Genomic DNA, 25560 nt, shown 5'->3' with positions numbered 1-25560 from the left:
GAGATAATAACATGCGTGAAAAGCAAGCAGAAATCATTAAAGCGTTAGGGGTTAAGCCACAAATTGATCCCGCTGAAGAATTTCGGCGTTCAGTCGATTTGCTAAAAGGTTATATTCAATCGACACCAATGAAAACATATGTGTTAGGAATCTCTGGTGGCCAAGATTCAACTTTGGCTGGAAAAATGGCTGAGACGGCAATGACCGAGTTACGTGCTGAAACCGGTGATGAAGCTTACCAATTCATTGCAATGCGCCTACCTTATAACGAACAGGCGGATGAACAAGATGCGCTTGATGCCATTGCCTGGCAAAAACCTGATCAAACGATTCGCGTTAATATTCAAGATGTAACGGAAGACACAGTGCGCCAGATTGAAGCAGCCGATGTACCTGTTTCAGATTTTAATAAGGGAAATATTAAGGCCCGGCAGCGGATGATTATGCAATATGCAGTCGCTGGAGGTACTAATGGATTAGTGATTGGGACTGACCATGCTGCTGAAGCGGTAACAGGTTTTTATACCAAATTTGGAGATGGGGCGGCTGATATCACACCATTGCACCGTTTAGATAAGCGCCAAGGACGTGAAATTTTAGCTTATTTAGGTGCTCCAAAGCATTTGTACGAGAAGACACCGACGGCTGATTTGGAAGAAAATCGACCAGCTTTGCCGGATGAAGTTGCTTTAGGGGTGACCTATTCTGATATTGATAATTACCTAGAAGGACAATCTGTTGCGGATGATGTAGCTGAAAAGATTGAAAACTGGTATGCCCGCACTGAGCATAAGCGTCAAAGTCCGGTAACGGTTTTTGATGAGTGGTGGCAAGCTTAAAATGCTGAAATCCAGCGGGTTATAGCTAAATATGGTAGACTAGAAAGATAAATTTAAAAAGGTGGGATGGACAATGAAGATCTTTAATACAATGACCTTAACGAAGGAAGATTTCGTACCGATGCATGCTAATGAAATTAACATGTATGTGTGTGGTCCTACAGTATATAACTACATTCATATTGGAAATGCCCGTTCCGCCATCGCTTTTGACACCATTCGGCGCTATTTTGAGTACAAGGGTTATCAGGTTAATTATGTGTCTAATTTCACGGATGTGGATGACAAGATGATTAAGACCGCTCGTGAAGAGGGAATTACAGTTAAGGAACTAGCTGATAAATATATTGCCGCATATTTTGAAGATACCAAGCCCCTTAATGTAAAACCAGCAACGGTTCAGCCACGAGCAACTGAAAACATTCCAGAGATTATTGATTTCATTCAAACCTTAATCGATAAGGGGTATGCTTATCCAATCGATGGGGATGTCTATTATCGGGCACGCAAGTTCGAACATTATGGTGCGCTAGCGCACCAAGATATGGATGAAATGGAACATAACGCTGCGGGACGCTTGGCTGATGACGAGCAAGAACGCAAAGAAGATCCGATGGACTTTGCAGTTTGGAAGGCCCAAAAGGACGCAGATGAAATTGCTTGGGATTCTCCATGGGGGCTTGGCCGTCCAGGCTGGCACATTGAGTGCTCAGTGATGTCGACTAAATATTTGGGAAACCATTTTGATATTCATGGGGGTGGGATTGATTTAGCATTCCCACACCATACGAATGAAATTGCCCAGTCTGAAGCTAAAACTGGTGAAACATTTGTCAATAAATGGATGCATAATGGTTTTGTTACGGTTGGTGACGATGAAGAAAAGATGTCTAAGTCATTAGGTAACTTCACAACTGTCCATGATTTATTGCAAGAAATTGATGACCCAATGGTGTTACGTTTCTTCATGGCGACAACACAATATCGACGGCCAATTGCGTTTTCTGAACAGAATATGGCGCAAGCCGCCCGTAATTTGGAACGGATTCGGACGGGTTATCGTAATCTAGCTTTCCGGCAACAAGATGCCCAAGCTGGGCATGATCAAGTCGTTGAAGCCCAGGTTGCTGATTTAGTTACGCGCTATGAGGCTGCAATGGATGACGACTTTAATGTCCAAAATGCCTTGGCAGTTGTGTTTGAATTGGTTGATTTAGCAAATCACTACACTGAACAGCCAGCAGTACAAGCTGGTACGGTTACCGAAATTTTAAATCAATTGGCTACTTTGATGAGTGTCTTTGGTGTTGATGGATTAGCAGAGGCACCAGTTGCTGACGACAAGATTCAAGCGTTGATTGATGAACGTGACCAAGCTCGGACCGAAAAGAATTTTGCTCGATCAGATGAGATTCGGGACAATTTAGCGAAAGAAGGCATTATCTTGGAAGATACGCCTCAAGGAACCCGTTGGCATAAAGCATAAAGAGAAAGACGATATAAATGAATTCAGATGAACTTGATTATCAACAAATGAATGGGCTCGATTTAGCTTATTTAGGGGATGCGGTCTATGAGTTATACGTACGACAACATCTATTGGCGCAAGGGATTACCCGGCCACAACAACTGCAACGCCAATCAAAAAAATATGTGTCTGCGAAGGCGCATGCAGCATTATTCGCTTTAATGGAAGCAGAAGATTTTTTGCAAGATGATGAATTTGCTTATTTCAAACGTGGTCGCAATGCGAACTCACATACTAAAGCAAAGAATACTGATGTGGTAACATATCGTATTTCAACAGGATTTGAAGCTTTAATCGGTTATTTGTATGCTAGTAAGCAAACGCAACGTTTAGAAGAAGTAATTGCTTGGGTCTTCAAGCAAGTTGAAGAAGGAAAGACGAGAGCAAATGGGACAAACAAAAAATAATCAACAGAATCGTAATCAAAAGCAAAAAAACAAGCGTCCCCAAGCTTCAGCTAAAGAGACGTCAACGACGCCTGAAAGTGCAGACTTTGTGTTTGGGTTGCATGCGGCGACTGAAGCCTTAAAGGGTGATACACAAATCAACAAAGTCTGGCTTCAAAGTGGTTTGCAGGATAAAACGCGGAATGAATTAACGACGTTAGCTAAAAAGCGCGGATTAATCGTTCAAGAAGCCCCAAAGGCTAAGTTAGATGAATTGACGGGTGGCTTGAATCATCAAGGTGTGGCACTCTCAATTGCTGCGTATCGTTATGCCAGCATCGATGATATGTTTGCGCTAGCGGCTGAGCGGGATGAGGCACCTTTTATCCTAATTTTAGATTCAATTGAAGATCCTCATAATTTAGGATCAATTTTGCGAACAGCTGATGCGGCTGGCGTGCACGGGATCATTATTCCTAAGCGTCGGGCTGTGCAATTAACGGCCACAGTCGCAAAGACATCAACTGGCGCGATTGAGCACGTTCCCGTGGCGCGGGTAACGAACTTAGTCCAAACGGTTGAAAAGTTAAAGGAAGCTGGTTTGTGGGTCTTTGGAACCGATATGGCTGGAACTGATTATCGGCGTTGGGATGCGCAAGGGCCAACGGCTTTGATTATTGGTAATGAAGGTAAGGGTATTTCACCATTATTGAAAAAGATTGTTGATGAGACGCTTTCAATTCCAATGGTGGGGCATGTCCAAAGTTTAAATGCTTCGGTTGCGGCCAGCCTATTAATTTATCAAGGCTTTAACTCACGCCACCCATTATAAAAATAAAAGCATTCTAGACGATTGTCTGGAATGCTTTTTTATTTTTAATAGACTGGTGTGAGGTGACCATCAATGAGTTCATAAATATGGTCAGCAAATTGCTTTAACCGTTCATCATGGGTGACAGCGACAATTGCTTTATTTTCAGAGTGGGCTAAGTCTTGTAAGAGTTGACCAACCACGAGGACCCGTTGGCTATCTAAGGCGGCAGTGGACTCATCCGCTAAAATAATCGCTGGATCAGGGTAAAGGGCTCGAGCTAAGGCGACTCGTTGGGTTTGGCCTCCTGATAATTCGTTTGGAAATTGGTTCAATAAGTCTGAGATGCCTAATTTATTTGTAATTTGTTGGAAGGCGGCTGGTGCCAAATGATGTTGGGTTAATTGGTCTACCAAGGCGAATTGATCGCGAACGCGTAAGTAGGGGACTAGATTATAAGCTTGTAAAACAAAGCCAATTTGCTCTAACCGTAATTTTTCGCGTTGTTTGTTTGTGAGTTCAGTTAATGACTGGCCTTGAAGGAAGACTTGGCCCTGTGTTGGTGTTTGTAGGCCACCTAAGATGGTTAAAAGGGTACTCTTACCTGAACCAGAAGGGCCAATAATTAGTGTGAGTTCACCAGCTTTCGCTTTAAAATTAATGTGATTTAAGGCGGTTACAGTAGCTGAACCTTGGCCAAATGTTTTATTAATATCTTTTAAAAGTAATGAATTCATTTTTAACCTCCAATGGCTGAGACTGGGTCAACTTTGGTAATCATCCGCATTGGAATAAGTGATCCTAATAAACCAGTGCTCAAAATACCAAGACCAACGGCAAGGCCAAGTTGCCAATCAAAATATAATGGAATTTGTTTGGGCATTAACATGGCGCTCACAACTGCTAACAGACTAGCAAGACCGACGGACAGTAAGAGCATAATGAAGGTTTCGCCCAGTGTATTTTGTAATAGATAACGATTAGGAACACCTTGTGCACGCAGGACGGCAAAGTTATTTAATTTTTCCTTAGTTAGAATATATAAGAAGATGGTAATCACAATCAGTGAAATAAAAACTAAAAAGACTATCATCAAAATAAAAGTTTTATTTTGTGCGGCATAGCCTGGCATTTTATTTAGAAAGGCTTGGCGGGAGAGTACTTTTTCATCAGCATGTTTAGGTTTTAGGCCAGAGCTGTCTTTAACAATGATGCCGCTTCCGCCATAATTTGGTGTGACGCCTTTAATCGGCGCCCAATTACTGAGATTTCCATATACTACGGGGGCCATATTATATTGGGCATGGCGGGCTTTTCCGACGATGGTGTATGTTTGCGAACTAACACCGAGTTTAACTTTGCTACCAAGCTGGTATTGCGTTAACTTGTCAGAGACCACAATTTCATTACGATGCTTGGGCTTGTGTCCAGAAGATAGTTTAAGGTCTTGATAGATATATTCATTTGATTTGAGGCCAATGTATTGAACAGAAATATTTTTCGACTGACCTTTTAACGTCGTTGGCGTGATACCCACTTGGGCCTGTTGATTTTGATGGGGATAAGCTTTTAATGCTTCAGTGGATAACAAGGATTGTCCCATGTTACCATTGGCATCTTTTGATAAGAGGACTTGTTTAGTGGGCCAAGACGATAGCGCCTCGGTGTTTTCATTGGCTAGACCTAGCGCAAGGGCACTAATAATAAAAATTAAAAAGCTGATTAAACTAATGACCGCGATCATTAGACTATAGCGTAACTTTTCATAAAGCATTTCATGGCGGGCTAAAAACATGCGAAACCTCCGTTTTATTTTTTGTGACACAGTGTCATTCTTTGAACATAGGTTACTTTAAAACTAAAATGACACAGTGTCAATTAAAATAAAAACAAATTTATTTAGATTGCGTCTTTCTTGAAAAGTTTGCATACTGATGTTTTTAAGGAGGCGGGCATGCAAAGCAAGCAACGAAATCAACTTTTGGACAAGGCTCTACTTGGGGATGAAACAGCATTTTGTGAGTTGCTACATGAATTTGATGGCTTAATTTGGCAACAATTCCAACAACAGCGGGTGCGGCAAGCGCCGGCTGATTGGTACCAGGAATGCCGCATCGTGATGCACCGTTGTTTAACTAAACTGCCACAACAACATTGGGGTGTATTAACCATGTATTTTAGGCAGGCTTTGTTTCATCACATCACCTCAGTATGGCGTTTGGAATATCAATCAAAGTTTGGACCAGTCCTAAGTGATGAATGCTTAGCTTATTGTCCGGTGCCAGAAACTTCTTTAGCGCGGCAAACAGAATTTACAGAGCTGTTTGATCAGGTTAAGCATCAGTTAGCACCAACTCAACAAAAATTATTAGTGTTGCGCTTTAAGGGTTACACCATTAAGGAGTGTGCTAAACAACTTCACCGGTCGCCCTCATGGTGCTATCAGCAATGGCGCTTAATTCAAAAATATTTTGTTAGTTTAAAACAACCGGATTAGAGGGCTCAACAGAGGATTAAAGGCTGTTGTTTTTGAAAAAACGTGGTACACTAGACGATATGAACTAAATAAATAAGGTGGGATGTTTGATGACCACGAAGAAAATTGCCTTGGCCTGCAGTGTCTGCGGCTCAAGAAATTATACGATTAACAAAAAGCCTGATCGTTCAGATCGGCTTGAAGTAAAAAAATATTGTAAATACTGCGACCAGCATACAATTCATCGGGAAACGATGTAAGAACAAGTAAAGGAGATTAGCAATGAAGTTCATTCGTAGCGTTTTTGAAGAAATGAAAAAAGTGACTTGGCCCACTTTTAACGAAAACATTCATAATACAACGGTTGTTATCATTACAAGCTTATTCTTTGCTTTGTTCTTAGGTAGCGCCGATTGGATCTTTGAGCAGGGAATTACCTTCTTGTCGAAGTAATGGGTCTAAGGTATAATTAGAATATTCAATGAAGACAAAACAACCTCCAGTTAACGGGGGTTTTTATTTAACAAAAATTTAGGAGGCAGCATGGCAGACGAATCTTTTGACAATCAATGGTATGTGATTCACACTTATTCAGGTTATGAAAACAGTGTGAAGACTAATTTGGAGTCACGTATCGAAACAATGGGCATGACGGATTATATTTTCCGAGTTGTGGTCCCTGAACGCGAAGTTACCGTAAAGGAAAACGGTGAAACCAAGGTTGTTAAAGAAAATGATTTCCCAGGTTATGTCTTGGTAGAAATGGTAATGACTGACGAAGCTTGGTATGTGGTTCGTAATACGCCAGGTGTCACTGGTTTCTTGGGTTCACACGGTGGTGGTTCAAAGCCAACATCATTGTTGCCAGAAGAAGTTGATGAGATGCTTGCGCGTGTTGAAGATACTGAACGTGACGTGGTTGATCATATTGATGCCGAAGTGGGCGACGTGGTAAATATCACGAGTGGTTCATTTGAAGGTATGGAAGGTACCATTACCCAAATCGATAATGATAAGCAAGAAGTCACAGTATTGGTTAACTTCTTGGGACGTGAAACACCAACCGAAATTTCATTTTCTGACGTTAAGCCAGTTGTTTAAAAATAAAATTCACCCGTAGGCTTGCAAAAGCTTGCGGGTTTTATTATAATGTTCAAGTATGCGTGGCGACACGTATATGTGGGAGGCGGAAATCGAAACTCGCCATTTATACCACAAACACGAAGGAGGAAACAATCGTGGCTAAGAAAGTTTCAAGTATTGTTAAGTTGCAGATTCCAGCCGGTAAGGCTACCCCTGCACCTCCAGTTGGACCTGCTTTGGGTCAAGCTGGTGTTAACATCATGGGATTCGCAAAGGAATTTAATGCACGTACTGCAGATCAAGACGGTATGCTAATTCCTGTTGTTATTACTGTATATGAAGATCGTTCATTCGAGTTCGTCACTAAGACGCCACCTGCAGCTGTATTGCTAAAGAAGGCCGCTGGTGTTGAAAAGGGTTCTGGAGAACCTAACACGAAGAAGGTTGCTACAGTGACTGCAGCACAAGTGCGTGAAATTGCAGAAACAAAGATGCAAGATCTAAACGCAGCTGATGTAGACGCAGCAGCTCGCATGATTGAAGGTACTGCACGTTCAATGGGCTTCAACATCGAAGGTTAATTAACGTTAGTACGGATCGCGTAGGAAACTAAGCAAGATCAAGCGGGAGGTCCAAAAAGACCATTTGACCGCGATTGCAAGGAGGAATAGCTACCATGGCTAAGAAGTATGGTAAGAAATATTTGGCAGCAGCCGAAAAAGTTGACAGTGACAAGTTGTACTCTGTTGACGAAGCTGCCGCTTTAGTGAAAGACATTGATTTCGCAAAGTTCGATGCAACTGTTGAAATTGCATTTAACTTGAATGTTGATACGCGTCAAGCTGATCAACAATTGCGTGGTGCCGTTGTTTTGCCTAACGGTACTGGTAAGGACCAAACTGTTGTGGTCTTTGCACAAGGTGATAAGGCTAAAGAAGCTGAAGCAGCTGGTGCCGACGTTGTTGGTGCTGCTGACTTGGTACAACGCATTTCTGACGGTTGGTTGGACTTTGACGTTGCCATTGCTACGCCTGACATGATGGCCCAAGTTGGTCGTGTTGGACGTACATTGGGACCTAAGGGCTTGATGCCTAACCCTAAGACTGGAACTGTTACTTTTGACGTGGCTAAGGCCGTTTCTGACGCCAAGTCAGGTCAAGTAACATACCGTACAGACCGTGACGGAAACGTTGCAGTTCCTGCCGGTAAGGTTTCATTTGATGCTGATAAGCTTGCTGGTAACCTTAAGGCTTTGGGAGACCTTATCCTTAAGGCCCGTCCTTCATCAGTTAAGGGAACATACGTACAACACGTATCAATCTCTTCAACGTTTGGACCAGCTATCAACATCGACCCAACTACTTTGTAATCTATCTTAACTGATAGTTTATTGGGTTGTTGTTGACGCTTCCTCGGATAACTGTTATAGTAATCTGAGTAATAAATCGATTCTACCTAAGACGCAGGTGTCGTAAGACTTAATATCCAGCCGAGGAAGTGAAAAACGCGAAAGCGACTTTTGACCCTCGGCGCAACTGTGTGCCGAGGGTTTTAGTTAGGATCAAATCTAAACAGGAGGAGAATGATACCATGAGTGAAGCAACTATTGCTTTAAAAGCTCAACAAGTAGAAGAAGTTGCTGACAAGTTCAAGCAATCAGCTTCTGCCATTGTTGTTGACGTACGTGGATTGACAGTTGCAGAGTCAACTGAATTGCGTGCGGCTTTGCGCCAAGAAGGTGTTCAATTGAAGGTTATCAAGAACAAGATTTTGACTCGTGCCGTTGACGAAGCTGATTTGTCAGACATGAAAGACTTGTTTGCTGGACCTTCAGCGGTCGCTTTCTCAAGCGAAGACCCTATTGCCCCTGCTCGTGTATTGAAGAAGTTCGCTGATTCAATCGAAGCATTGGAAATTAAGGGTGGCGTGATTGATGGTCATGTCGCAACTCTTGAAGAGATTCAAAAGATTGCTTCATTGCCAGATCGCGATGGTTTGCTATCAATGTTGTTGTCAACATTGCAAGCACCTATCCGTAACGTTGCTTATGCAGTTAACGCTGTTAAGGACGCCAAGGAAGAAGAACCAGAATCAGCTTCTGAATCATCAGATTCAGATTCAAACGACGAAGCTTAATTTTTTAAGTTTAGTTTGTTGATTGATTCAAACTTGTTTTTAACAAAATAAAAATATACCGATACGGTAACAATATATTTGGAGGAATTTATCATGGCTTTTGATAAGGATTCAATCATTGCTTCATTGAAGGAAGCAACGATCATGGACTTGGCTGACTTGGTTTCAGCTATTGAAGAAGAATTTGGTGTTTCAGCTGCTGCTCCTGTAGCCGCTGCTGGTGCTGCTGGTGGAGATGCTGCCGCTGCTAAGACTGAATTCGATGTTGAATTGACTTCAGCTGGTTCAGCTAAGATCAAGGTGATCAAGGCTGTTCGTGAAGCTACTGGTTTGGGATTGAAGGAAGCTAAGGACTTAGTTGACGGTGCTCCTTCAGTTGTTAAGGAAGGTTTGTCAGAAGACGACGCCAACGCCTTGAAGTCACAAATCGAAGAAGCTGGTGGATCAGCAGAATTGAAGTAATTCTGTTATCACTAACTTTAAAAACAGGACTCAATGATTTGAGTCCTGTTTTTTTGTGCCTAAAAAAGTGGAAATGTTGCTAAAACGTCATTAAAATGATACGAAGTTACATTATTTTTTCAAATTAACAAAAATGATTGTTTGTCTAAACTAAGTTTGGTAAATTATTCAGGTAGCAAAAACAAAAGATTTTGTTAACGTTAAATTTTTGGAGGATGTCATGTTACGAGCGGATGGATTGACGGTAGGTTATACCGCGACACCGGTTTTTGAGGATTTATCAGTCCAATTTGAACCGGGAAAGATTACGGGGATTATTGGGCCCAATGGGGCTGGTAAATCCACTTTGATTAAAGCGATACTAGGCATGATTAAAAAGCAAGCCGGAACAGTTACGCTAGACGGACAAGCAGTAAATAAGGTGCGACAAAAGACGGCTTATGTCGAACAGCGTGCCCATATTGATATGAGCTTTCCTATCAACGTTTTTGACGTGGTTTTAACAGGGACCTATGGTCGGTTAGGATTATTCAAAAGCCCTGGTGCGAAAGAAAAACAACAAGCAATGGATGCTTTAAGCGACTTGAAACTGACTGAGTTTAAGAAACGCCAGATTGGTGAATTATCAGGGGGTCAATTACAGCGTGTCTTTGTAGCGAGAGCCGTTGTACAACAAGCCGAAGTGGTCATTTTGGATGAACCATTTGTTGGAATTGATATGAAATCAGAAGCTGATATTATGGCGATTTTGAAGCAATGGCGTGATCAAGGTAAGACGATTATTGTCATTCATCACGATTTAAACAAGGTATCAGAATATTTTGATGATTTAGTGATTATGAACCATGGCATTGTGGCCGCAGGGCCTGTCGATGAAGTTTATACGCGTGATAATATTGCGCATGCGTTCTCACCTGATTTAGGAAATGTTCTTTTTGATGGAAAGGAGCGTGCTTAAAATGTTAACGAGTATTACAGATTTTATTAGCGCTTTGGGCCAATATAACTTCTTGCAAAGCGCCTTGATGGCTTCAATCATGGTTGGTGTGATGTCAGGATTGATTGGAAGCTTCATTATTCTGCGCGGTATGTCATTGATGGGTGATGCGATTTCTCATTCGGTGTTACCAGGAATTGCGGTAGCTTATATGTTAGGAATCAATCTGATGATTGGGGCAACTGTCTTTGGGGTGTTGGCGGCTTTGCTAATCGGTTACGTAGCACAACATAGTAATTTGAAGAACGATACATCAATTGGAATCGTGTTTTCAGCCTTCTTCGCTTTAGGATTTATTCTAATTTCTATGGCTGGTTCATCAACCAATTTGCACCACGTATTGTTTGGTAATGTCTTGGCGGTTTCAGATCAAGATTTGTTGACGACAGTGATTATTTTGGCCGTCGTTGTCCTATTTGTGGTGATTGCATATAAGGAATTATTAATTACATCATTTGATGCCACATTTGCCAAGTCATACGGTTTGAACACAACGGTCATGCAATACGCCTTGATGATCGTCTTGACTTTGGTTACAGTGTCAGCCTTACAAACGGTTGGTTTGATTTTGATTGTGGCAATGTTGGTAACACCGGCAGCGACGGCGTTCCTATGGACAAACCGTTTAGCAATAATGCTTGGTTTGGCGTCAATCTTTGGGGTGATTGCGTCAACGATTGGGCTTTATTTCTCATATACATTTAACTGGGCATCAGGTCCAGCAATCGTCTTGGTGGCGGCAGTCATCTTCTTAATTTCATTTATTATTGCACCAAAACAAGGATTCTTTCAAAAGTTGAGGGGGAAAGTTTGATGAAGAAGTTAGTATTGGTTTGTGTAGCGTTAGCTGTAGTCGTTGGCGGTGTATTTTGGTTTGTTAATGGGCGTTCAGCGCAAACATCAAAGCATGAAGGCCAACTTAAGGTTGTGACGACGAATTCAATTCTAGAGGACATGGTTGAACAAGTCGGTGGTGATGATGTAAAGGTCTACAGTATTGTTAAGCGTGGGACTGACCCGCACGAATATGATCCAACTACTAAGGATATTCGAGAAACCACTGATGCCGATGTTATTTTCCATAACGGTTTGAATTTGGAAACTGGTGGTAGTGGTTGGTTTAAGAAGCTGATTAAGACAGCCAATAAGCAAAACGATGAAGAAGTCTTTGCTGCTTCAAAGCATGTTAAGCCATTACATTTAACAACTAACAAGAACGAAGAAGATCCACATGCTTGGTTAGATGCCCAAAATGGTATCAAGTATGTTGAAATGATTACTGAAGTGCTGAAGGACAAGTCAAATGACAAGGCGGCTAAGCGGATCCAAGCCCGTGCCGACAAGTACATTGATAAGTTGGAAACACTAGACCAAGAAGCAAAGTCAAAGTTTAATGATGTGCCGGAAAAGCAACGCTTGTTGGTAACTTCTGAAGGAGCATTTAAGTACTTCTCAAAGGCTTATGGGATTACACCGGCTTATATTTGGGAAATCAACACGGAGTCACAAGGTACACCTGAACAAATGAGGGCGGTTTTGAGTAAGATTCATCGTTCGGATGTGAAGTCACTCTTTGTTGAAAGTTCTGTTTCACCAAAGTCAATGGAGAAGGTTTCAAAGGAAACTAACTTGCCTATCTATTCAAAGATTTATACCGATTCATTAGCCCCTAAGGGTAAAGATGGAGATACGTATTACGATATGATGAAATGGAATATTGATCATATTCATGCTGGTATGAAGGGCGAGAAGCAAGCCAAGTAATTTTAAATCGTTTTAGATAAGCAGTTTGTGCAATGCAAGCTGCTTTTTTATATGTTTCAGATATTTTTATTTGTGTATTAGTGTACAAAAACCGTGAGGAAAGCGGATACAAGTCTCTCTAATTGGCTTAATTAATGCTTAAAATCATCTGTACAAATTGTGAAATTTAAGCTAGAATAAATGTTGATTATAGAAAAGATATAGTATGGTATTCATTCGAAGGAGATATGATTATGGCAACTAAGAATATTGTGGTTGTTGGAGCTGGTTTCGCTGGTGTTACCGCAACCCGTAAGTTGGCCAAGCAGTTGAAGGGTACTGATTATCAAATTGTTTTAGTTGATAAGCACTCTTTCATGACTTACATGACTGAACTCCATGAAGTCGCTACTGGTCGCGTTACCCCAGAACATGTGCGTAAGGATTTGCAAACATTGTTCAAGCCTTATCCAAATGTAAAGTTGGTTACGGCTGAAGTGAGTGACATTGATAAGGACCAAAAGGTTGTTAAGACTTCAGTTGGTGAAATCCCATATGAGAAGCTTGTTTTGGCAACTGGTGGAACCACAAACACATTCGGAACACCTGGTGTTTACGAATATGGTTTCACACTATGGTCTTATGAAGAAGCAATTCGCTTGCGTAAGCACATCGAAGATGTTGTGCGTCGTGGAGCGGTCGAACTTGACCCTAAGAAGCGCGAAGCAATGTTGCACTTTGTGATTGTTGGATCTGGATTTACTGGGGCTGAATTAGCTGGTGAATTGATGGACCAACGTCACAGCTTAGTTGAAGAAAACGGTCTTGATGAATCAGAAATCAAGATTGATGTGATTGAAGCTGCGCCTTCAATCTTGAACATGTTGAGCAAGCGTGACTTGGCTGATAAGGCTCAAAAGCACTTCGAAGATCATGATATTCATATCTCAACATCAACTTCAGTGACTGAAGTTAAGGAAAATGCTGCTGTCCTTAAGGATGGTACAGAAATCCCAACCAATACATTGATTTGGACTGCCGGTGTTAAGGCGAACGACCAAACAACACAATGGGGTCTTGAACTTGGACCTGGTAAGCGTTTCTTGGCCGACGAGTACTCACGTGCTAAGGGCGAAGAGGATATTTATGTTGCCGGTGATACAGCTGCATACCAAGATCCAAAGCTTGCTGATCCTAACAATCCAAAGGCTGGTTGGACACCACAAACTGTTGAAGGTGCCGAATCTGCTTCAAACACCGTTGTACCTAACCTTGTTTATGATTTGACTCAAAAGGGAGAACGTAAGCAATTTAAGGGACGTTATCAAGGTTATGCAGTTTCAATTGGTTCACGCTACGCTGTTGGTGTGCTAGACCAAATTGGTAACATGAAGATTGGTAAGAATGGAATCGGACTATCTGGTTTCTTTGCGAACTTGTTTAAGCACGCAATTAACATTTACTTCTACTTGGGAATTCACAGCTGGTACTACCTAGGTCACTACCTACGCGATGAATTCTTCAATGCACCTGATCGTCGTGAACCATTCTTCGGATGGGCTTCACGTCGCGGAAACGTATTGTTCACAGTGCCTTTGCGGATTATCTTGGGAATTATCCTTATCTTCTTAGGTGGTAGTGTTGCACTATCAGGTACTTTCGTTGGGGTTATCTTTACCATCATTGGTTGGTTGTTGACCTTTGGTTTGTTTACTTCAGCCGCTGGATTTGTCGGCATTATCATGACATTAGTTTTGATTATGCAACCAAATCTTGAAGTTGGTATGTTGTTGTTCGCCCTTGCACCAGCCCTATTGGCCGTTATGAACGGTTCAGGTCGTGTGCTTGGTTTGGACTACTGGGTAATGCCATGGTTGGAGCGTAAGTTTGACATTAGCTTGCACGGTAAGCACAAGTCAGTCTACGACCAATACAATAATAAGAAATAAAAAAAGCACTAACGTATAAACGTTAATGCTTAAGCCGATTCGGTTGCGTTAGCAATCGGGTCGGTTTTTTTATTCTTGAGGCATATGTTGGCTGGCATAGAAAGCAGCGATAATGCCATTGGCAACACTGACATTTACTGAACGCACACTACCATATTGGGGGATGTAAACCATCGCATCAGCTGCTTCAATAAGATCGTCAGCTAAGCCAAGTTGCTCTTCGCCAAAGAGAAAGGCTGACTTTTCAGGGAATTGGATTTTATAAAGCGATTGAGGATTATAACCGGGTGTGTTGTCGATTGCATAGATGGTATAACCTTCTGCATGTAATTGATCGAAAACAGCCTGATAATCAGTCACACGGTGATGCTCGATTGATTCATAGTTTTGTGTTCCCAAGGCGCCACGGCGATCCCATTTTTTAGCCCCTTCTGGATCATCTTGGTGGGTCCGGTTTTCAGGGTTTAAGAAAATGAGTTTACGCATACCAAAGGCGTTGCTGTTCCGAACGGCAGAGGCTTTATTGAAGTCGTGCGTAAGATTTTGCATGATGGCGACCATCTTTCCGCGTCGAGCATCGAGCGTATCTCGGATGTATTGGTCAGATTGGCCTTTAAAATAATCAGTGACGTTTCGATAGTCGTTTGAACGACTTAAATCAATATCAGACATAGTTGTTAATGTTCCTTCTGTTGTAAATATTTATTAGGGTAAATACCAAAATCCAACCAAGGGTAACGATGGATGAAGCGGTAAAGTAATTGAGTTCCGAACCAACCGATGCTAAAGCCGAGTAAAATGTGAATGAAAATATTTGAAATGCCACAGCTAAGGAGCACAATTCGGGTTAGGCTGACGATTGGGACATGTAAGAGATAGGTTGCCATTGAAGTACGACCAATGTTTGTGAAGTAAGTGTAACCACGCCATTGCGTTGGAATTCTTACAAACAAACTGAGGCCAAGTAAAATGGAAATGAATAGAATCAGCATTGACCAGCCAGGGACACTATAAGAAATGCGATCAGTTGGATTCGTGCTAATCCACCAAGCTAAATAGGCGAGATAACTGCCAGCAGATAATACGATGGTCGCCCTGTGCTTGTAGATTGGGTGCTTTTTGAGCACGCCACCAAATAAGAAGAGCGGACTCCAAATTAAAATCCGTTGTACAATGTAGATATCTGATGGGAATAGGTTCGCTAGAATTGCGAGGCCGAGACTAAGGCTGAAAAGAACATCTACATTCTTGATGTAAATGCTTAAAAAGCCGATAAAAACGTCCACTGCTAAAAGGACGTAGATAAACCAAAGTGGGCCAATCGGTTCGCGCCAAATGCTTAATAAACTGTCAAAAGGATAGGGGGTTCGCACTGCGTTTTGACCAATAAATTTCAGGCCCCATAAAATAATGCTGAAAACGAAATAGGGGAGCCCCAAGCTGATAAAACGCTTTTTTAGGAAATGCCCATAGCTTTTAAAATTGGTTTGGGCCTTAAAAAAATAACCTGATAAGGCAAAGAAAAAAGGCATATGAAAGACATAGATGCTTTCGACACTTATCAGTAGTAATTTCTGGGTCAGACCAGTATAAATATTGGCATCAAATAGTCCGATTAAAACATGGCCTAGGACCACGAGTAAAATCGCGCCCCCTTTGGCGAAGTCAATCCAAGTAATGCGCTGGGCCATATTAAAACTCCTCGTTTTTGTAGTCTTCTTCTAGTATAGGGTATGCTGATTAGATTGCCAAACAAATGCACGTGATTTTATCAGGGAAAAGGGCGTATTATCCCTTAATTTTTGTTATGATTATCTATGACTTATTATTTGTAAAGGAGGGTCGCCGGATGGTGCCCATCATAAAATTTGAAGATGTGTCGTTTACTTATGCGAATGCCCAACGGCCAGCTTTACAAAATATCAATTTGACAATTAATCAGGGAGACTGGGTGGCTGTGATTGGCCATAATGGATCAGGTAAATCGACCTTTGCCAAGTTGATTAATTATTTATTGGTCCCTAGTACTGGTAACATTACCGTTGCCGGGGTGCCGGTAGACATGGAACATGTCAATGAAGTCCGTGATTTAGTGGGTATGGTATTCCAAAATCCTGATAACCAATTCGTTGGTGCCACCGTGGCTGATGATGTAGCGTTCGGATTAGAGAATCGCCAAGTACCACGTTCAGAAATGCTTAAAATCGTGCCTGAGGCGCTTGAACGGGTTGGAATGGAACAATATGCCAGCCGTGAACCCGCGCGCCTCTCAGGTGGTCAAAAACAGCGTGTCGCGATTGCCTCAGTTTTAGCAATTGAGCCTAAGATTTTAATTCTAGACGAAGCCACGTCAATGTTAGATCCAAAAGGTCGGCGTGAAATGATTGCGCTTGTGCGTGAACTCAAAGCTAGTTTAGGAGACGACCTAACCGTCTTATCAATCACACATGATATCGATGAAGCGGCACAAGCTGACCAAGTGGTTGTGATTAATGATGGCGAATTGGTCGAGGTTAATGCGCCTGAAGTTGTTTTTGCAAACGCGCAGACCTTAACTGATTTGGGGCTAGCGGTGCCATTTGCTGAACAACTAAAGGCTAAATTGGCCGAACGAGGCATCGCAGTGCCAAACACTTATCAAACAACAGAAGGGATGGTCGATTGGATATGGCAATTGTATTCAAAGAAGTAGGGTTTACCTACCAAGCGGGCACTCCCTTCGCCACACCAGCATTACATGACGTGAATTTCACAATTCCTGAACACAGTTTTACGGCTGTGATTGGTCATACGGGTTCTGGTAAATCGACCATGGTGCAGCAATTGGATGGCTTGATTTTACCAACAACCGGTTCGATTGAAATGGCTGGCACAACAATTACGGCGGATACGAAGAAAAAACAATTGAATCAGATGCGTCGACATGTCGGGATGGTATTCCAATTTCCGGAATCACAGCTTTTTGAACAGAGCGTGCTCGCCGATGTGAAGTTCGGGCCTAAGAACTATGGCCTTAGTGATGCCGAAGCAATCAATGCCGCTAAAGCGGCTTTGGAGTTGGTACATATTGCACCTGATTTATATGATGCGTCACCTTTTGATCTATCAGGAGGGCAGATGCGGCGTGTGGCGATTGCAGGTGTCTTAGCCATGGAACCAGAGGTCTTGATTTTGGATGAGCCGACGGCAGGTTTGGACCCCGTTGGCCAGAATGAATTAATGCAATTATTTGCTGATTTACATCAAGCACGCAATATGACGGTGGTGCTCATCACGCATCAAATGGAATACGTCGGGCAATATGCTGACAATGTACTCGTTTTTGATGGTGGAACTGTGGTCAAGACTGGAACGCCGGAAGAGATTTTTGCTGACAGTCAATGGTTACGTGATCATCAACTTGATGTTCCGGCTGCGACACAATTTGCGGATGCTTTAGAAGCCAAGGGGATGCCAATTGAGCCAGCTCTTGATTTAGATCAGCTTGCTGATGAAATTGCACCTTTGATTGGGGGTGGGGCACATGAATAATTTAATCTTAGGTCGTTATCTACCTGGAGATTCATGGGTGCACCGCTTGGATGCTCGTACAAAATTCATTTTAAGTATGTTATTTATCTTCGTCATTTTCTTGGCGAATAATGTGTATGGTTATCTTTTGGCGGCTGTGTTTGTCATGATTAGTATTTTGATGACGGGCTTAGGCTTTAAAGTCTTTTTTGATGGGTTAAAGCCTTTGGCGATGTTGATGCTTATCACCACTTTTTTGCAATTATTCTTTATTGATACTGGTCAAGTGTTAGCCCAATGGTGGATTTTTACTGTGACAACGGATGGAGTGGTTAATAGTATCATTGTTTTCGTCCGTTTCATGTTAATCATCATGTTTACAACAATTTTGACTTTGACAACGCCACCACTTGAAGTTGCTGATGCGATGGAAGCCTTAATGCAACCTTTGCGTAAAATTGGTGTGCCGGTGGCTGAGCTTGCCTTGATGGTTTCAATTGCTTTACGCTTTGTCCCAACTTTAATGGATGAAGCGCAAACGATTATGAATGCACAACGGGCTCGTGGGGTGGCCTTCAATGAAGGTGGTCTGATTAAGCGGGCTAAATCTTATGTGCCACTCTTAATTCCTTTGTTTGTGAATGCCATTAAACGGGCAATTGAACTTGGAGATGCGATGGAAGCACGTGGTTATCGTGATGGAGAGCAACGAACAAAATTCCGGGCGTTGAAATTCACGCAGCGTGATACCGTTGCTGCCGTAGCGTTTGTGATTTTTACTGTGGCCTTGTTTGCCACGCGTTATATCTAAGAAATTAAAAAGAAGGAGGGCAATTCGATGCCACGTTATAAAGCAACGATTGCCTATGACGGTACTGATTTTTTTGGTTGGCAGGTCCAACCAGGAAAGCGAACCGTTCAATTAGAACTTGAAAAAGCAGTTAATACAATGGCTAAGAATCCAGAAGAGCCATTACGTGTTCAAGGATCAGGTCGGACGGATGCGCGGGTGCATGCGCTAGGCCAGGTGGCTCACTTTGACTTGCCATTTGATATTCCAGCTGATTCAGTGCGCAAGGGTCTTTCAACGCTTTTGCCTTATGATATTGGAATTAAGCAAGTCGAAATCGTTGATGATGATTTTCATGCCCAATTTAATGCACACAATAAAACCTACCGTTACCGGCTTTCAACGACCCAGTATATTGATCCATTTAAACGTAATTACACTGGACACTGGGGACGGCGTTTAAATCCAGAATTAATGCAACAAGCCATTGGTGATTATGTTGGTGAACATGATTGGTTAAGCTTTGTGGCATCTGGCTTCCAACAAAAAACGACGGTACGGACAGTATATTCAGCTAAAATGATTGAAAAGCCTGAAGAGGATGAGATTTGGTTTGAGTTCTCGGGAAATGGCTTCTTATATAATCAAATTCGGATTATGGTCGGAGTTTTATTGGAGATTGGTAATGGGGCCCGTCCAGTGGATGATATCCCGCGTTTGCTTGCGGCTAAAGACCGGCAACAGGCTCGCTTTACCGCGCCAGCACAAGGGTTATACCTAGTCTCAGTCGACTATTAAGAATTTATGAACCCAGGACAAATTTGTGGCGAATAACATTGACTACTACCCCTAAAAAGGGTAACATGTAAGTCGGTATTGTTTACCAACCACAGATGGGAATGTCCTGGTACGACTATTTAAAATTTTTGGTAAAGTAAACAAACAGAATATTGGAGGAAATTTTCCATGCGTACAACTTATATGGCAAAGCCAGGTGAGATCGACCGTAAGTGGTATATCTTAGACGCTACTGATGTGCCTTTGGGTCGTTTGTCAACTGTCGCAGCATCAATCTTGCGCGGTAAGAACAAGCCAACTTACACACCAAACGTCGACACTGGTGACAACGTAATCATCATTAATGCTGGTAAGGTCGCTCTTACTGGTAAGAAGGCTACTGATAAGATCTATTACCACCACACAGCTTATGCTGGTGGTTTGAAGGAACGCCAAGCTGGTGAACTTCGTCAAAACAACCCAGAACGCTTGATCGAGCTTTCAGTTAAGGGTATGTTGCCAAAGAACTCACTTGGTCGTCAACAAGGTTTGAAGCTACATGTCTTTGCTGGTGAAGACCATACTCATGCTGCTCAACAACCTGAATTGTTGAACATCAACGATTTAATTTAATTTAACGAAAGGAGAATAGTTTATTATGGCAAATGTACAATACTCTGGAACTGGTCGTCGTAAGAACTCTGTAGCCCGTGTACGTCTTGTACCTGGTAACGGAACAATCACAATCAACGATCGTCCTGCCGAAGAATACATTCCTTTCGCTAACTTGCGTGAGGTTATGGTGCAACCATTCAACGCTACTGACACATTGGGACAATACGATGTTAAGGTTAACGTTAATGGTGGTGGTTTCTCAGGTCAAGCTGGTGCCATCCGTCACGGTATCGCCCGTGCCCTTTTGACAGTTGATCCTGACTTCCGTGCATCATTGAAGTCAGCTGGTTTGCTAACACGTGACCCTCGTATGAAGGAACGTAAGAAGCCAGGTTTGAAGAAGGCCCGTAAGGCTTCACAATTCTCAAAGCGTTAATATTTCCATATTTGCGTTTTGCCTGAATTGGCACAAACTGATAATAATAAAAAGACATCACTCGAAAGAGTGGTGTCTTTTTTTGTGAAATTGTTTTAGTCGATGATCAGGTGCGCTCTGGGTTATTATAAAGCTTGAAAGAAATTACTACTCCTAATGTAGTTAATTTTACCGTGTCTATTTTGTTTTTTTAGAATAGTTGGATGAATTGACGTTATAAAAAGATGAGGTTATTCATTTTCATAAGTATGCTGAGATGTGAGAATAAGACGATGTGATTTAATACTTCCATGCGGATCAATTTCTAGAAAAGTAAAAATATAACGTAAGTAAGAAAGTATGATCGAAATTGTTAAATCTTTACAATCGTAGCCACGGGTTATTATTATCAATTTTTTATCGTATTAATTATGAATCCAAATTAGATGAATCCATAATTGAAATTGAACACTTTAGAATGTTTTTTCGAAAAAGATGATTAACCTAAAGACTATATTATTCTTTTTATAAGTAAAAGTGCATATTTTAAATCAAATTAATTTCATTTACTTTAGTAATTTCATACTTTGAATGATATACTTGAGAATGTTGTTTTTTATGAAAAGGGGTTCAACATGACAAAAACTGTAAGTTCTAACCAGAAGTATAGTATTGATGCATTTTTTTCTGGAGTAGGTGGAATTGAGCTGGGTTTCGAACAAACTGGTGAGTTCAGTGTTGTTTATGCGAATGAGTTTGATAAAAATGCAAGAGAAACATATGAATTAAACCATCCGACTACACCATTGGATGGACGTGATATACATGATGTCCAACCTGATGAGCTACCTGATGCTGATGTTATGATGGGGGGATTCCCTTGTCAAGCATTTAGTATAGCAGGTTACAGAAAAGGCTTTGAAGATGAACGTGGAGACTTGTTTTTTGAGCTACTAAAGCTGATTCAGGTTAAACGACCTCGGGTTGTTTTTATTGAAAATGTTAAAAATTTAGTCACTCATGACAAAGGGAATACTTTCAAAGTTATTCGAGAAGCACTTGTAGAGAATGGCTACTATATTAAGTGGAAGGTACTTAATAGCAAAGACTATGGAAATGTACCACAAAATCGGGAACGTATTTATGTTGTTGGATTCAAGTCATTTGATGATTTTAATGATTTTAAATTTCCAGATGAGATTCAACTTACTAATACGATTCATGATGTAATTGATTTCGATGGGAAAAAGGATGAATCTCTGTATTACAAGGAAGGAAAACAACCTTTTTATAGTACATTGGAGCGTGATGTTAATAGCACGGACACTGTGTATCAGTGGCGACGTCAATATGTAAGAGAAAATAAATCGGGGTTAGTTCCCACTTTAACGGCTAATATGGGAACCGGTGGGCATAACGTACCAATCATATTTACTAATTCAGGAGAAATTAGAAAGTTAACACCAAAGGAAACCTTTAATGCACAAGGTTATCCAAAAGATTTCAAATTACCTGAAATCGCAAACAGTCAACTGTATAAACAAGCTGGTAATTCAGTTGTAGTTCCAGTTATTCGACGAATTGCAGAAAATATTGCGGGTGCTTTGAATAGTAATGAATACATTGATAATGATATAAAACAAGGCAAATATGCTTTGATCTACTCTAACTTGAATAGTCGTTTCGAAGGTGAAAGCTTTGTTCGTATGTATGCTGATTCGAAGGAAAAGTTAAAAGATACGATTGAGAATGATTCTGTCCCTCTTATTTCAGATGAGGATTATTTGAAGTTAGTTCAAAAGAAAAAACAAGCTGAATTCTACATGATAGAGAAGGTTTAAGATGAAAAGAGTAGTTAACACTGTTAGCTACTCTTTTATTGTATAATTAAGTTATTGAATAAGAATGGAGATAGAGAATGACAGTTTGGGAAAGGTATACTGAGCAACAAAGGAATGAATATATTAAGTACTTGAAAATGACGGCTGCATTGTCACCAATGTTTAATCAAAAGTCCTCAGAGACTGGTGCCCCATATATAGATTCTAAATTTCAAGAAACAGTTTTTGCAAAAAAGTTTTGAATCGGAGACAGCTGATATTGGTAATACGCCACATGATATCGTCTCGGAATTTGGTAACGATAGGGTTGGAATTGGAATAAAGACGTGGCTGAGCTCTGCACCTTCGTTTCAGAAGGTAATGCAATTAAAAAGTTACAAAGATGAAATAGCACCTTACATAGATAAAGATAAACAATTAGACCTTGCATATAAAATCTCTAACATCAAAAATGATAAGTTAGATGCTGACTACAAGCGATTAGGCTTGAATGAAAAAAATAATATTTATCACTATGTTACACGTGATGAAGGAGTTTTAAAGTTATATGAAACATCTTATCCCAAAGTAGACTTAGATAATCTTAAACCGGAAAAATATACCAAAAGTTCTTTTACCTTTAATGACGGGGTAAAACAATATAAATATACTTTTGGTGATAGCCAAATTTGGATGTATTTTTCGCCAAATCTTGATGATACAAAACTTTTAGAAACCATACCAGTTAATATGTTAAAAGATCCGTTTGTTTTTATGGACGAGGCCTTTGGAACGAATACTGAGACTAGTGTTTCCTTTACAACTGGAGAAGAGTCTAAGCGAGATTATCTATATTTACCATTATATTCATACAGAGATAAAACGGTGCATGCAAGCAGTGGTTTAAATGCATTTAATGCATTACCAAAGAATAAGGGTAGTGAGAAACCAAGGCCAGCAGGTGAAGCCTATATTCCAATTCCATTTGAAGTCTGGAAAAAGGAGCCACATTGGGTGGATCCAAATATTGATATGTCAGATTATGCTAGCTACAAATCAGGTGGTAATAGTAGTTATGCAATTAATTTACATATGCCTGATGGACAAGTTTTTGAAGCAATATTTGCACAGCAGGGCTTTAAGTCTTTGCAGACTAATCCACAGAGTATATTAGGCATGTGGATCCTGAATGCATTGGGAATTAACAATCCACAAAGAGAAATTTACAATGAGCCAGCACAAGAGATTGTAACGATGGATTTGCTGGAAAAAATGGGATTTGATAGTGTTAAATTGTGGCATGAGGATCCTAATAATCTCAAAGAGGTCTGGATCGACTTTGCTCAATATGGTTCTTTTGAGCGTTTTATGAATAATGAAACACAAACGGAAGGTGAATAAGTAAATTATATTCTGAATTAAGTTCGTAATTTTATGAGTAGGTATGGGAGAACTAATGGCAATACAAACTAGAGATTTAACTTTAAAAGAATACTTGCGGGCGTTGTCTGCAGAAATTCCAGATTATCAACGTGGTTATGCATGGGGGAATGACCAAATTAGTCAATTTTTAGAAGATCTTGTTGAAGAGTATTCATCAAACTCTGAAAAGAAGGAAAAAAATTATTTTTTTTGGACTATTGTTGTTGCCAAAGAAGAACATAAAAAAGCGCAAGTTATTGATGGACAACAACGTTTAACAACAATAACGATTTTCTTAGCAGCCGTACGTAATTACTTAAATTCTATTCGAGAAACGGCTGGTGAAGATGCAAATGAACTTTGTGAGGAAATCAATCACGATTATATCGGACGAGAATCTTCAAGAAATGGTTCAACTTACAAGCTACAACAACGTGGCGAGATTGGAGGATACTTCAGAGATGAAATTCAAAAGCCTAAATTAGTTTTTGAAAAATTACCGCTAACCCGTAAAGAAGGAAGAAAGCCACCGCGTAATGCAATTGCGCAAGCATACAATATGATTGTGGATTGGTTAACCAATGATTTGAATGCAGTTCAATATGATGAAACACCTATTTATCCTAATGATAATGCGAAAGCACAACGAGTTGCGAATTTAACGGATACATTATTGAATAATTTCTTTGTTGTTGAGATTGAATCAAATGATTTGACAACAGGATATCAAATTTTCCAAAACTTAAATGGAACTGGAAAAGATTTAAACCCAGGTGATCTAATTAAGACAGATTTCTTTGGGAAAGTTAGTGGTGCGGAAACTAATGCAATTGCTGAAAAATGGGACGAAATCCAGAGTGTCATAGAAAATGATGATACGACAGAAATCATTCGTTATTATTGGAATGCGACAAACATGAAGTTTGCAACGAAACGTTCGTTGTATCCTAAGGTAAGTAAAGAAGTCAAAAGTGCTGGGGATGTTTTTGATTTCTTAGATGGAATCAAAAAAGTAGCACCTGCATATATGGCGGCAACTGGCGCAGATTCAGATTTACTTGAGTATCGAGATGAGCATGTACAAAATGCTTTGCACGATTTAAGGTCATTAAATCTTAAATCATATCTGCCAATTTTGTTTGCACTTGAATTGATGGATGCTACCAATGAACAAATGGCTACAGTTTTAAATGCTATCGTTGCATTAATGTTTAGAAATGTCATCATTGCAAATGAGGTTGCAAATAAGTACGAGAAGTCATTTGCACAGTTAGCAGTTTCATTACAAGATGATGATTCAATTGTTAAGGCGCTTGAAGACTTAGCTGCAGCTAAGATTCCGGATGAAGACTTTAAAGAAGCTCTGTTAAAGTTCAATGCAGAGGGAAGTTTAGAAATTGCACGATTCATCCTACGCAAATTTGAGCATTTAGATGATTTAACTAAGACAGTCAATGGTAATAAGGATGTTCACATTGAGCATATCATGCCACAAAAGCCAGAAAATATTGAAACTTGGGGATTCAGTTCTACTGAAGACGCAACGTTTAATGAACATTTGTGGGCTTTAGGTAACCTAGTACTATTAGATTCAAAAAAGAATACAAGCATTAAAAATCATAATTTCGAACAAAAGAAAGAACAATATCGTTTGTCTGGTTTAAAGCAGGCAAAAGATTTGTGCGAATATTCTGAATGGAATGCGCACACCATTGACCAAAGAACAGAAGAAATTGCAGAACGTGCTGTAACGATCTGTTAATTTTGACTAAGTTAGTTCAAGTGTTATACTTACATTATG

At 40.6% G+C, this 25560-nt stretch carries 30 protein-coding genes and 1 other annotated feature; of the genes, 26 read left to right on the top strand and 4 right to left on the bottom strand.

Going from position 1 to position 25560, the window contains the following annotated elements:
• The first annotated feature begins 11 nt into the window (after positions 1 to 11).
• The 4 genes from nadE (at position 12) to rlmB (ending at position 3585) form a co-directional block, all read left to right on the top strand.
• Complete coding sequence (gene nadE / locus JOC36_RS01425; protein ID WP_205144724.1) at positions 12 to 839, top strand: ammonia-dependent NAD(+) synthetase; 828 nt, start codon at positions 12 to 14, stop codon at positions 837 to 839.
• A 73-nt stretch (positions 840 to 912) separates the two neighbouring features.
• Positions 913 to 2325: a cysteine--tRNA ligase gene (cysS, locus tag JOC36_RS01420; protein ID WP_205144723.1), complete on the top strand. Its 1413-nt coding sequence runs from the start codon at positions 913 to 915 to the stop codon at positions 2323 to 2325.
• A gap of 17 nt (positions 2326 to 2342) precedes the next feature.
• On the top strand, positions 2343 to 2774 hold the full coding sequence (locus JOC36_RS01415) for a Mini-ribonuclease 3 (protein WP_205144722.1): 432 nt from the start codon (positions 2343 to 2345) through the stop codon (positions 2772 to 2774).
• Complete coding sequence (gene rlmB / locus JOC36_RS01410) at positions 2755 to 3585, top strand: 23S rRNA (guanosine(2251)-2'-O)-methyltransferase RlmB (RefSeq protein WP_205144721.1); 831 nt, start codon at positions 2755 to 2757, stop codon at positions 3583 to 3585. Before JOC36_RS01415 ends, rlmB begins: the two co-directional genes overlap by 20 nt.
• Before the next feature lie 44 nt (positions 3586 to 3629).
• Here rlmB and JOC36_RS01405 read toward each other — a convergent pair whose 3' ends face one another.
• A complete protein-coding gene (locus tag JOC36_RS01405) occupies positions 3630 to 4301 on the bottom strand; it encodes an ABC transporter ATP-binding protein (protein ID WP_205144720.1) in 672 nt (223 codons plus the stop codon).
• A 2-nt stretch (positions 4302 to 4303) separates the two neighbouring features.
• Entirely contained in the window at positions 4304 to 5359 is a 1056-nt protein-coding gene (locus JOC36_RS01400) for an ABC transporter permease (protein ID WP_205144719.1), read from the bottom strand.
• Between the two features lie 159 nt (positions 5360 to 5518).
• Here JOC36_RS01400 and JOC36_RS01395 point away from each other — a divergent pair, with 159 nt between their 5' ends.
• The 12 genes from JOC36_RS01395 (at position 5519) to JOC36_RS01340 (ending at position 14410) form a co-directional block, all read left to right on the top strand.
• Positions 5519 to 6061, top strand: a complete 543-nt coding sequence (locus tag JOC36_RS01395; RefSeq protein WP_205144718.1) for an RNA polymerase sigma factor — start codon at positions 5519 to 5521, stop codon at positions 6059 to 6061.
• Positions 6062 to 6150: 89 nt separating this feature from the next.
• On the top strand, positions 6151 to 6300 hold the full coding sequence (gene rpmG / locus JOC36_RS01390) for a 50S ribosomal protein L33 (protein WP_205144717.1): 150 nt from the start codon (positions 6151 to 6153) through the stop codon (positions 6298 to 6300).
• A 22-nt stretch (positions 6301 to 6322) separates the two neighbouring features.
• Entirely contained in the window at positions 6323 to 6493 is a 171-nt protein-coding gene (gene secE, locus JOC36_RS01385; protein WP_205144716.1) for a preprotein translocase subunit SecE, read from the top strand.
• Between the two features lie 90 nt (positions 6494 to 6583).
• Entirely contained in the window at positions 6584 to 7141 is a 558-nt protein-coding gene (gene nusG / locus JOC36_RS01380) for a transcription termination/antitermination protein NusG (protein WP_205144715.1), read from the top strand.
• Between the two features lie 137 nt (positions 7142 to 7278).
• Positions 7279 to 7704, top strand: coding sequence for a 50S ribosomal protein L11 (gene rplK, locus JOC36_RS01375; protein ID WP_205144714.1), 426 nt, complete (start codon positions 7279 to 7281; stop codon positions 7702 to 7704).
• A 95-nt stretch (positions 7705 to 7799) separates the two neighbouring features.
• Positions 7800 to 8492: a 50S ribosomal protein L1 gene (gene rplA, locus JOC36_RS01370; protein WP_205144713.1), complete on the top strand. Its 693-nt coding sequence runs from the start codon at positions 7800 to 7802 to the stop codon at positions 8490 to 8492.
• Positions 8493 to 8559: 67 nt separating this feature from the next.
• Positions 8560 to 8687: a sequence feature (ribosomal protein L10 leader region), on the top strand.
• A 26-nt stretch (positions 8688 to 8713) separates the two neighbouring features.
• Complete coding sequence (rplJ, locus tag JOC36_RS01365; protein ID WP_205144712.1) at positions 8714 to 9259, top strand: 50S ribosomal protein L10; 546 nt, start codon at positions 8714 to 8716, stop codon at positions 9257 to 9259.
• A gap of 93 nt (positions 9260 to 9352) precedes the next feature.
• The gene (gene rplL / locus JOC36_RS01360; RefSeq protein ID WP_205144711.1) at positions 9353 to 9721 is read left to right on the top strand and encodes a 50S ribosomal protein L7/L12; all 369 of its coding nucleotides are present in this window, start codon (positions 9353 to 9355) and stop codon (positions 9719 to 9721) included.
• 220 nt (positions 9722 to 9941) lie between these two features.
• Positions 9942 to 10679, top strand: a complete 738-nt coding sequence (locus JOC36_RS01355) for a metal ABC transporter ATP-binding protein (protein WP_205144710.1) — start codon at positions 9942 to 9944, stop codon at positions 10677 to 10679.
• Position 10680: 1 nt separating this feature from the next.
• Positions 10681 to 11532 (top strand): metal ABC transporter permease, encoded by an 852-nt coding sequence (locus JOC36_RS01350; RefSeq protein WP_205144709.1) that lies wholly within the window; start codon positions 10681 to 10683, stop codon positions 11530 to 11532.
• Complete coding sequence (locus tag JOC36_RS01345; RefSeq protein WP_205144708.1) at positions 11532 to 12482, top strand: metal ABC transporter solute-binding protein, Zn/Mn family; 951 nt, start codon at positions 11532 to 11534, stop codon at positions 12480 to 12482. The genes JOC36_RS01350 and JOC36_RS01345 overlap by 1 nt, the downstream gene beginning before the upstream one ends.
• Before the next feature lie 233 nt (positions 12483 to 12715).
• The gene (locus tag JOC36_RS01340; RefSeq protein ID WP_205144707.1) at positions 12716 to 14410 is read left to right on the top strand and encodes an NAD(P)/FAD-dependent oxidoreductase; all 1695 of its coding nucleotides are present in this window, start codon (positions 12716 to 12718) and stop codon (positions 14408 to 14410) included.
• A 69-nt stretch (positions 14411 to 14479) separates the two neighbouring features.
• On the opposite strand, the gene JOC36_RS01335 is transcribed toward JOC36_RS01340, so the two are convergent.
• Entirely contained in the window at positions 14480 to 15082 is a 603-nt protein-coding gene (locus JOC36_RS01335) for a TrmH family RNA methyltransferase (RefSeq protein ID WP_205144706.1), read from the bottom strand.
• A gap of 5 nt (positions 15083 to 15087) precedes the next feature.
• Entirely contained in the window at positions 15088 to 16101 is a 1014-nt protein-coding gene (locus JOC36_RS01330; RefSeq protein ID WP_205144705.1) for an acyltransferase family protein, read from the bottom strand.
• 158 nt (positions 16102 to 16259) lie between these two features.
• Between JOC36_RS01330 and JOC36_RS01325 the strand changes: the two genes are divergently transcribed.
• The 10 genes from JOC36_RS01325 (at position 16260) to JOC36_RS01285 (ending at position 25521) form a co-directional block, all read left to right on the top strand.
• The gene (locus JOC36_RS01325; RefSeq protein WP_205144704.1) at positions 16260 to 17102 is read left to right on the top strand and encodes an energy-coupling factor ABC transporter ATP-binding protein; all 843 of its coding nucleotides are present in this window, start codon (positions 16260 to 16262) and stop codon (positions 17100 to 17102) included.
• Entirely contained in the window at positions 17078 to 17941 is an 864-nt protein-coding gene (locus JOC36_RS01320; RefSeq protein WP_205144703.1) for an energy-coupling factor transporter ATPase, read from the top strand. The genes JOC36_RS01325 and JOC36_RS01320 overlap by 25 nt, the downstream gene beginning before the upstream one ends.
• Entirely contained in the window at positions 17934 to 18731 is a 798-nt protein-coding gene (locus JOC36_RS01315) for an energy-coupling factor transporter transmembrane component T family protein (RefSeq protein ID WP_205144702.1), read from the top strand. Before JOC36_RS01320 ends, JOC36_RS01315 begins: the two co-directional genes overlap by 8 nt.
• Positions 18732 to 18758: 27 nt before the next feature.
• On the top strand, positions 18759 to 19508 hold the full coding sequence (truA, locus tag JOC36_RS01310) for a tRNA pseudouridine(38-40) synthase TruA (RefSeq protein WP_205144701.1): 750 nt from the start codon (positions 18759 to 18761) through the stop codon (positions 19506 to 19508).
• Between the two features lie 168 nt (positions 19509 to 19676).
• Positions 19677 to 20120: a 50S ribosomal protein L13 gene (gene rplM / locus JOC36_RS01305; protein WP_205144700.1), complete on the top strand. Its 444-nt coding sequence runs from the start codon at positions 19677 to 19679 to the stop codon at positions 20118 to 20120.
• Positions 20121 to 20145: 25 nt separating this feature from the next.
• Entirely contained in the window at positions 20146 to 20538 is a 393-nt protein-coding gene (rpsI, locus tag JOC36_RS01300) for a 30S ribosomal protein S9 (protein ID WP_205144699.1), read from the top strand.
• 614 nt (positions 20539 to 21152) lie between these two features.
• Positions 21153 to 22358 (top strand): DNA cytosine methyltransferase, encoded by a 1206-nt coding sequence (locus tag JOC36_RS01295; protein WP_205144698.1) that lies wholly within the window; start codon positions 21153 to 21155, stop codon positions 22356 to 22358.
• Between the two features lie 77 nt (positions 22359 to 22435).
• Positions 22436 to 22600: a hypothetical protein gene (locus tag JOC36_RS08660; RefSeq protein ID WP_239517490.1), complete on the top strand. Its 165-nt coding sequence runs from the start codon at positions 22436 to 22438 to the stop codon at positions 22598 to 22600.
• Positions 22584 to 23738: a phospholipase D-like domain-containing protein gene (locus tag JOC36_RS01290; protein ID WP_239517489.1), complete on the top strand. Its 1155-nt coding sequence runs from the start codon at positions 22584 to 22586 to the stop codon at positions 23736 to 23738. Before JOC36_RS08660 ends, JOC36_RS01290 begins: the two co-directional genes overlap by 17 nt.
• A gap of 55 nt (positions 23739 to 23793) precedes the next feature.
• Positions 23794 to 25521 carry a DUF262 domain-containing protein gene (locus JOC36_RS01285; RefSeq protein WP_205144697.1) on the top strand — a complete coding sequence of 576 codons (1728 nt, stop codon included), beginning with the start codon at positions 23794 to 23796 and terminating at the stop codon, positions 25519 to 25521.
• Positions 25522 to 25560: the final 39 nt, after the last annotated feature.

This window comes from Weissella uvarum, assembly GCF_016908785.1.
Lineage (GTDB): Bacteria > Bacillota > Bacilli > Lactobacillales > Lactobacillaceae > Weissella > Weissella uvarum.
The sequence above is the reverse complement of the archived record's forward strand: the minus strand, read 5'-3'. Positions and strand labels throughout refer to the sequence as shown.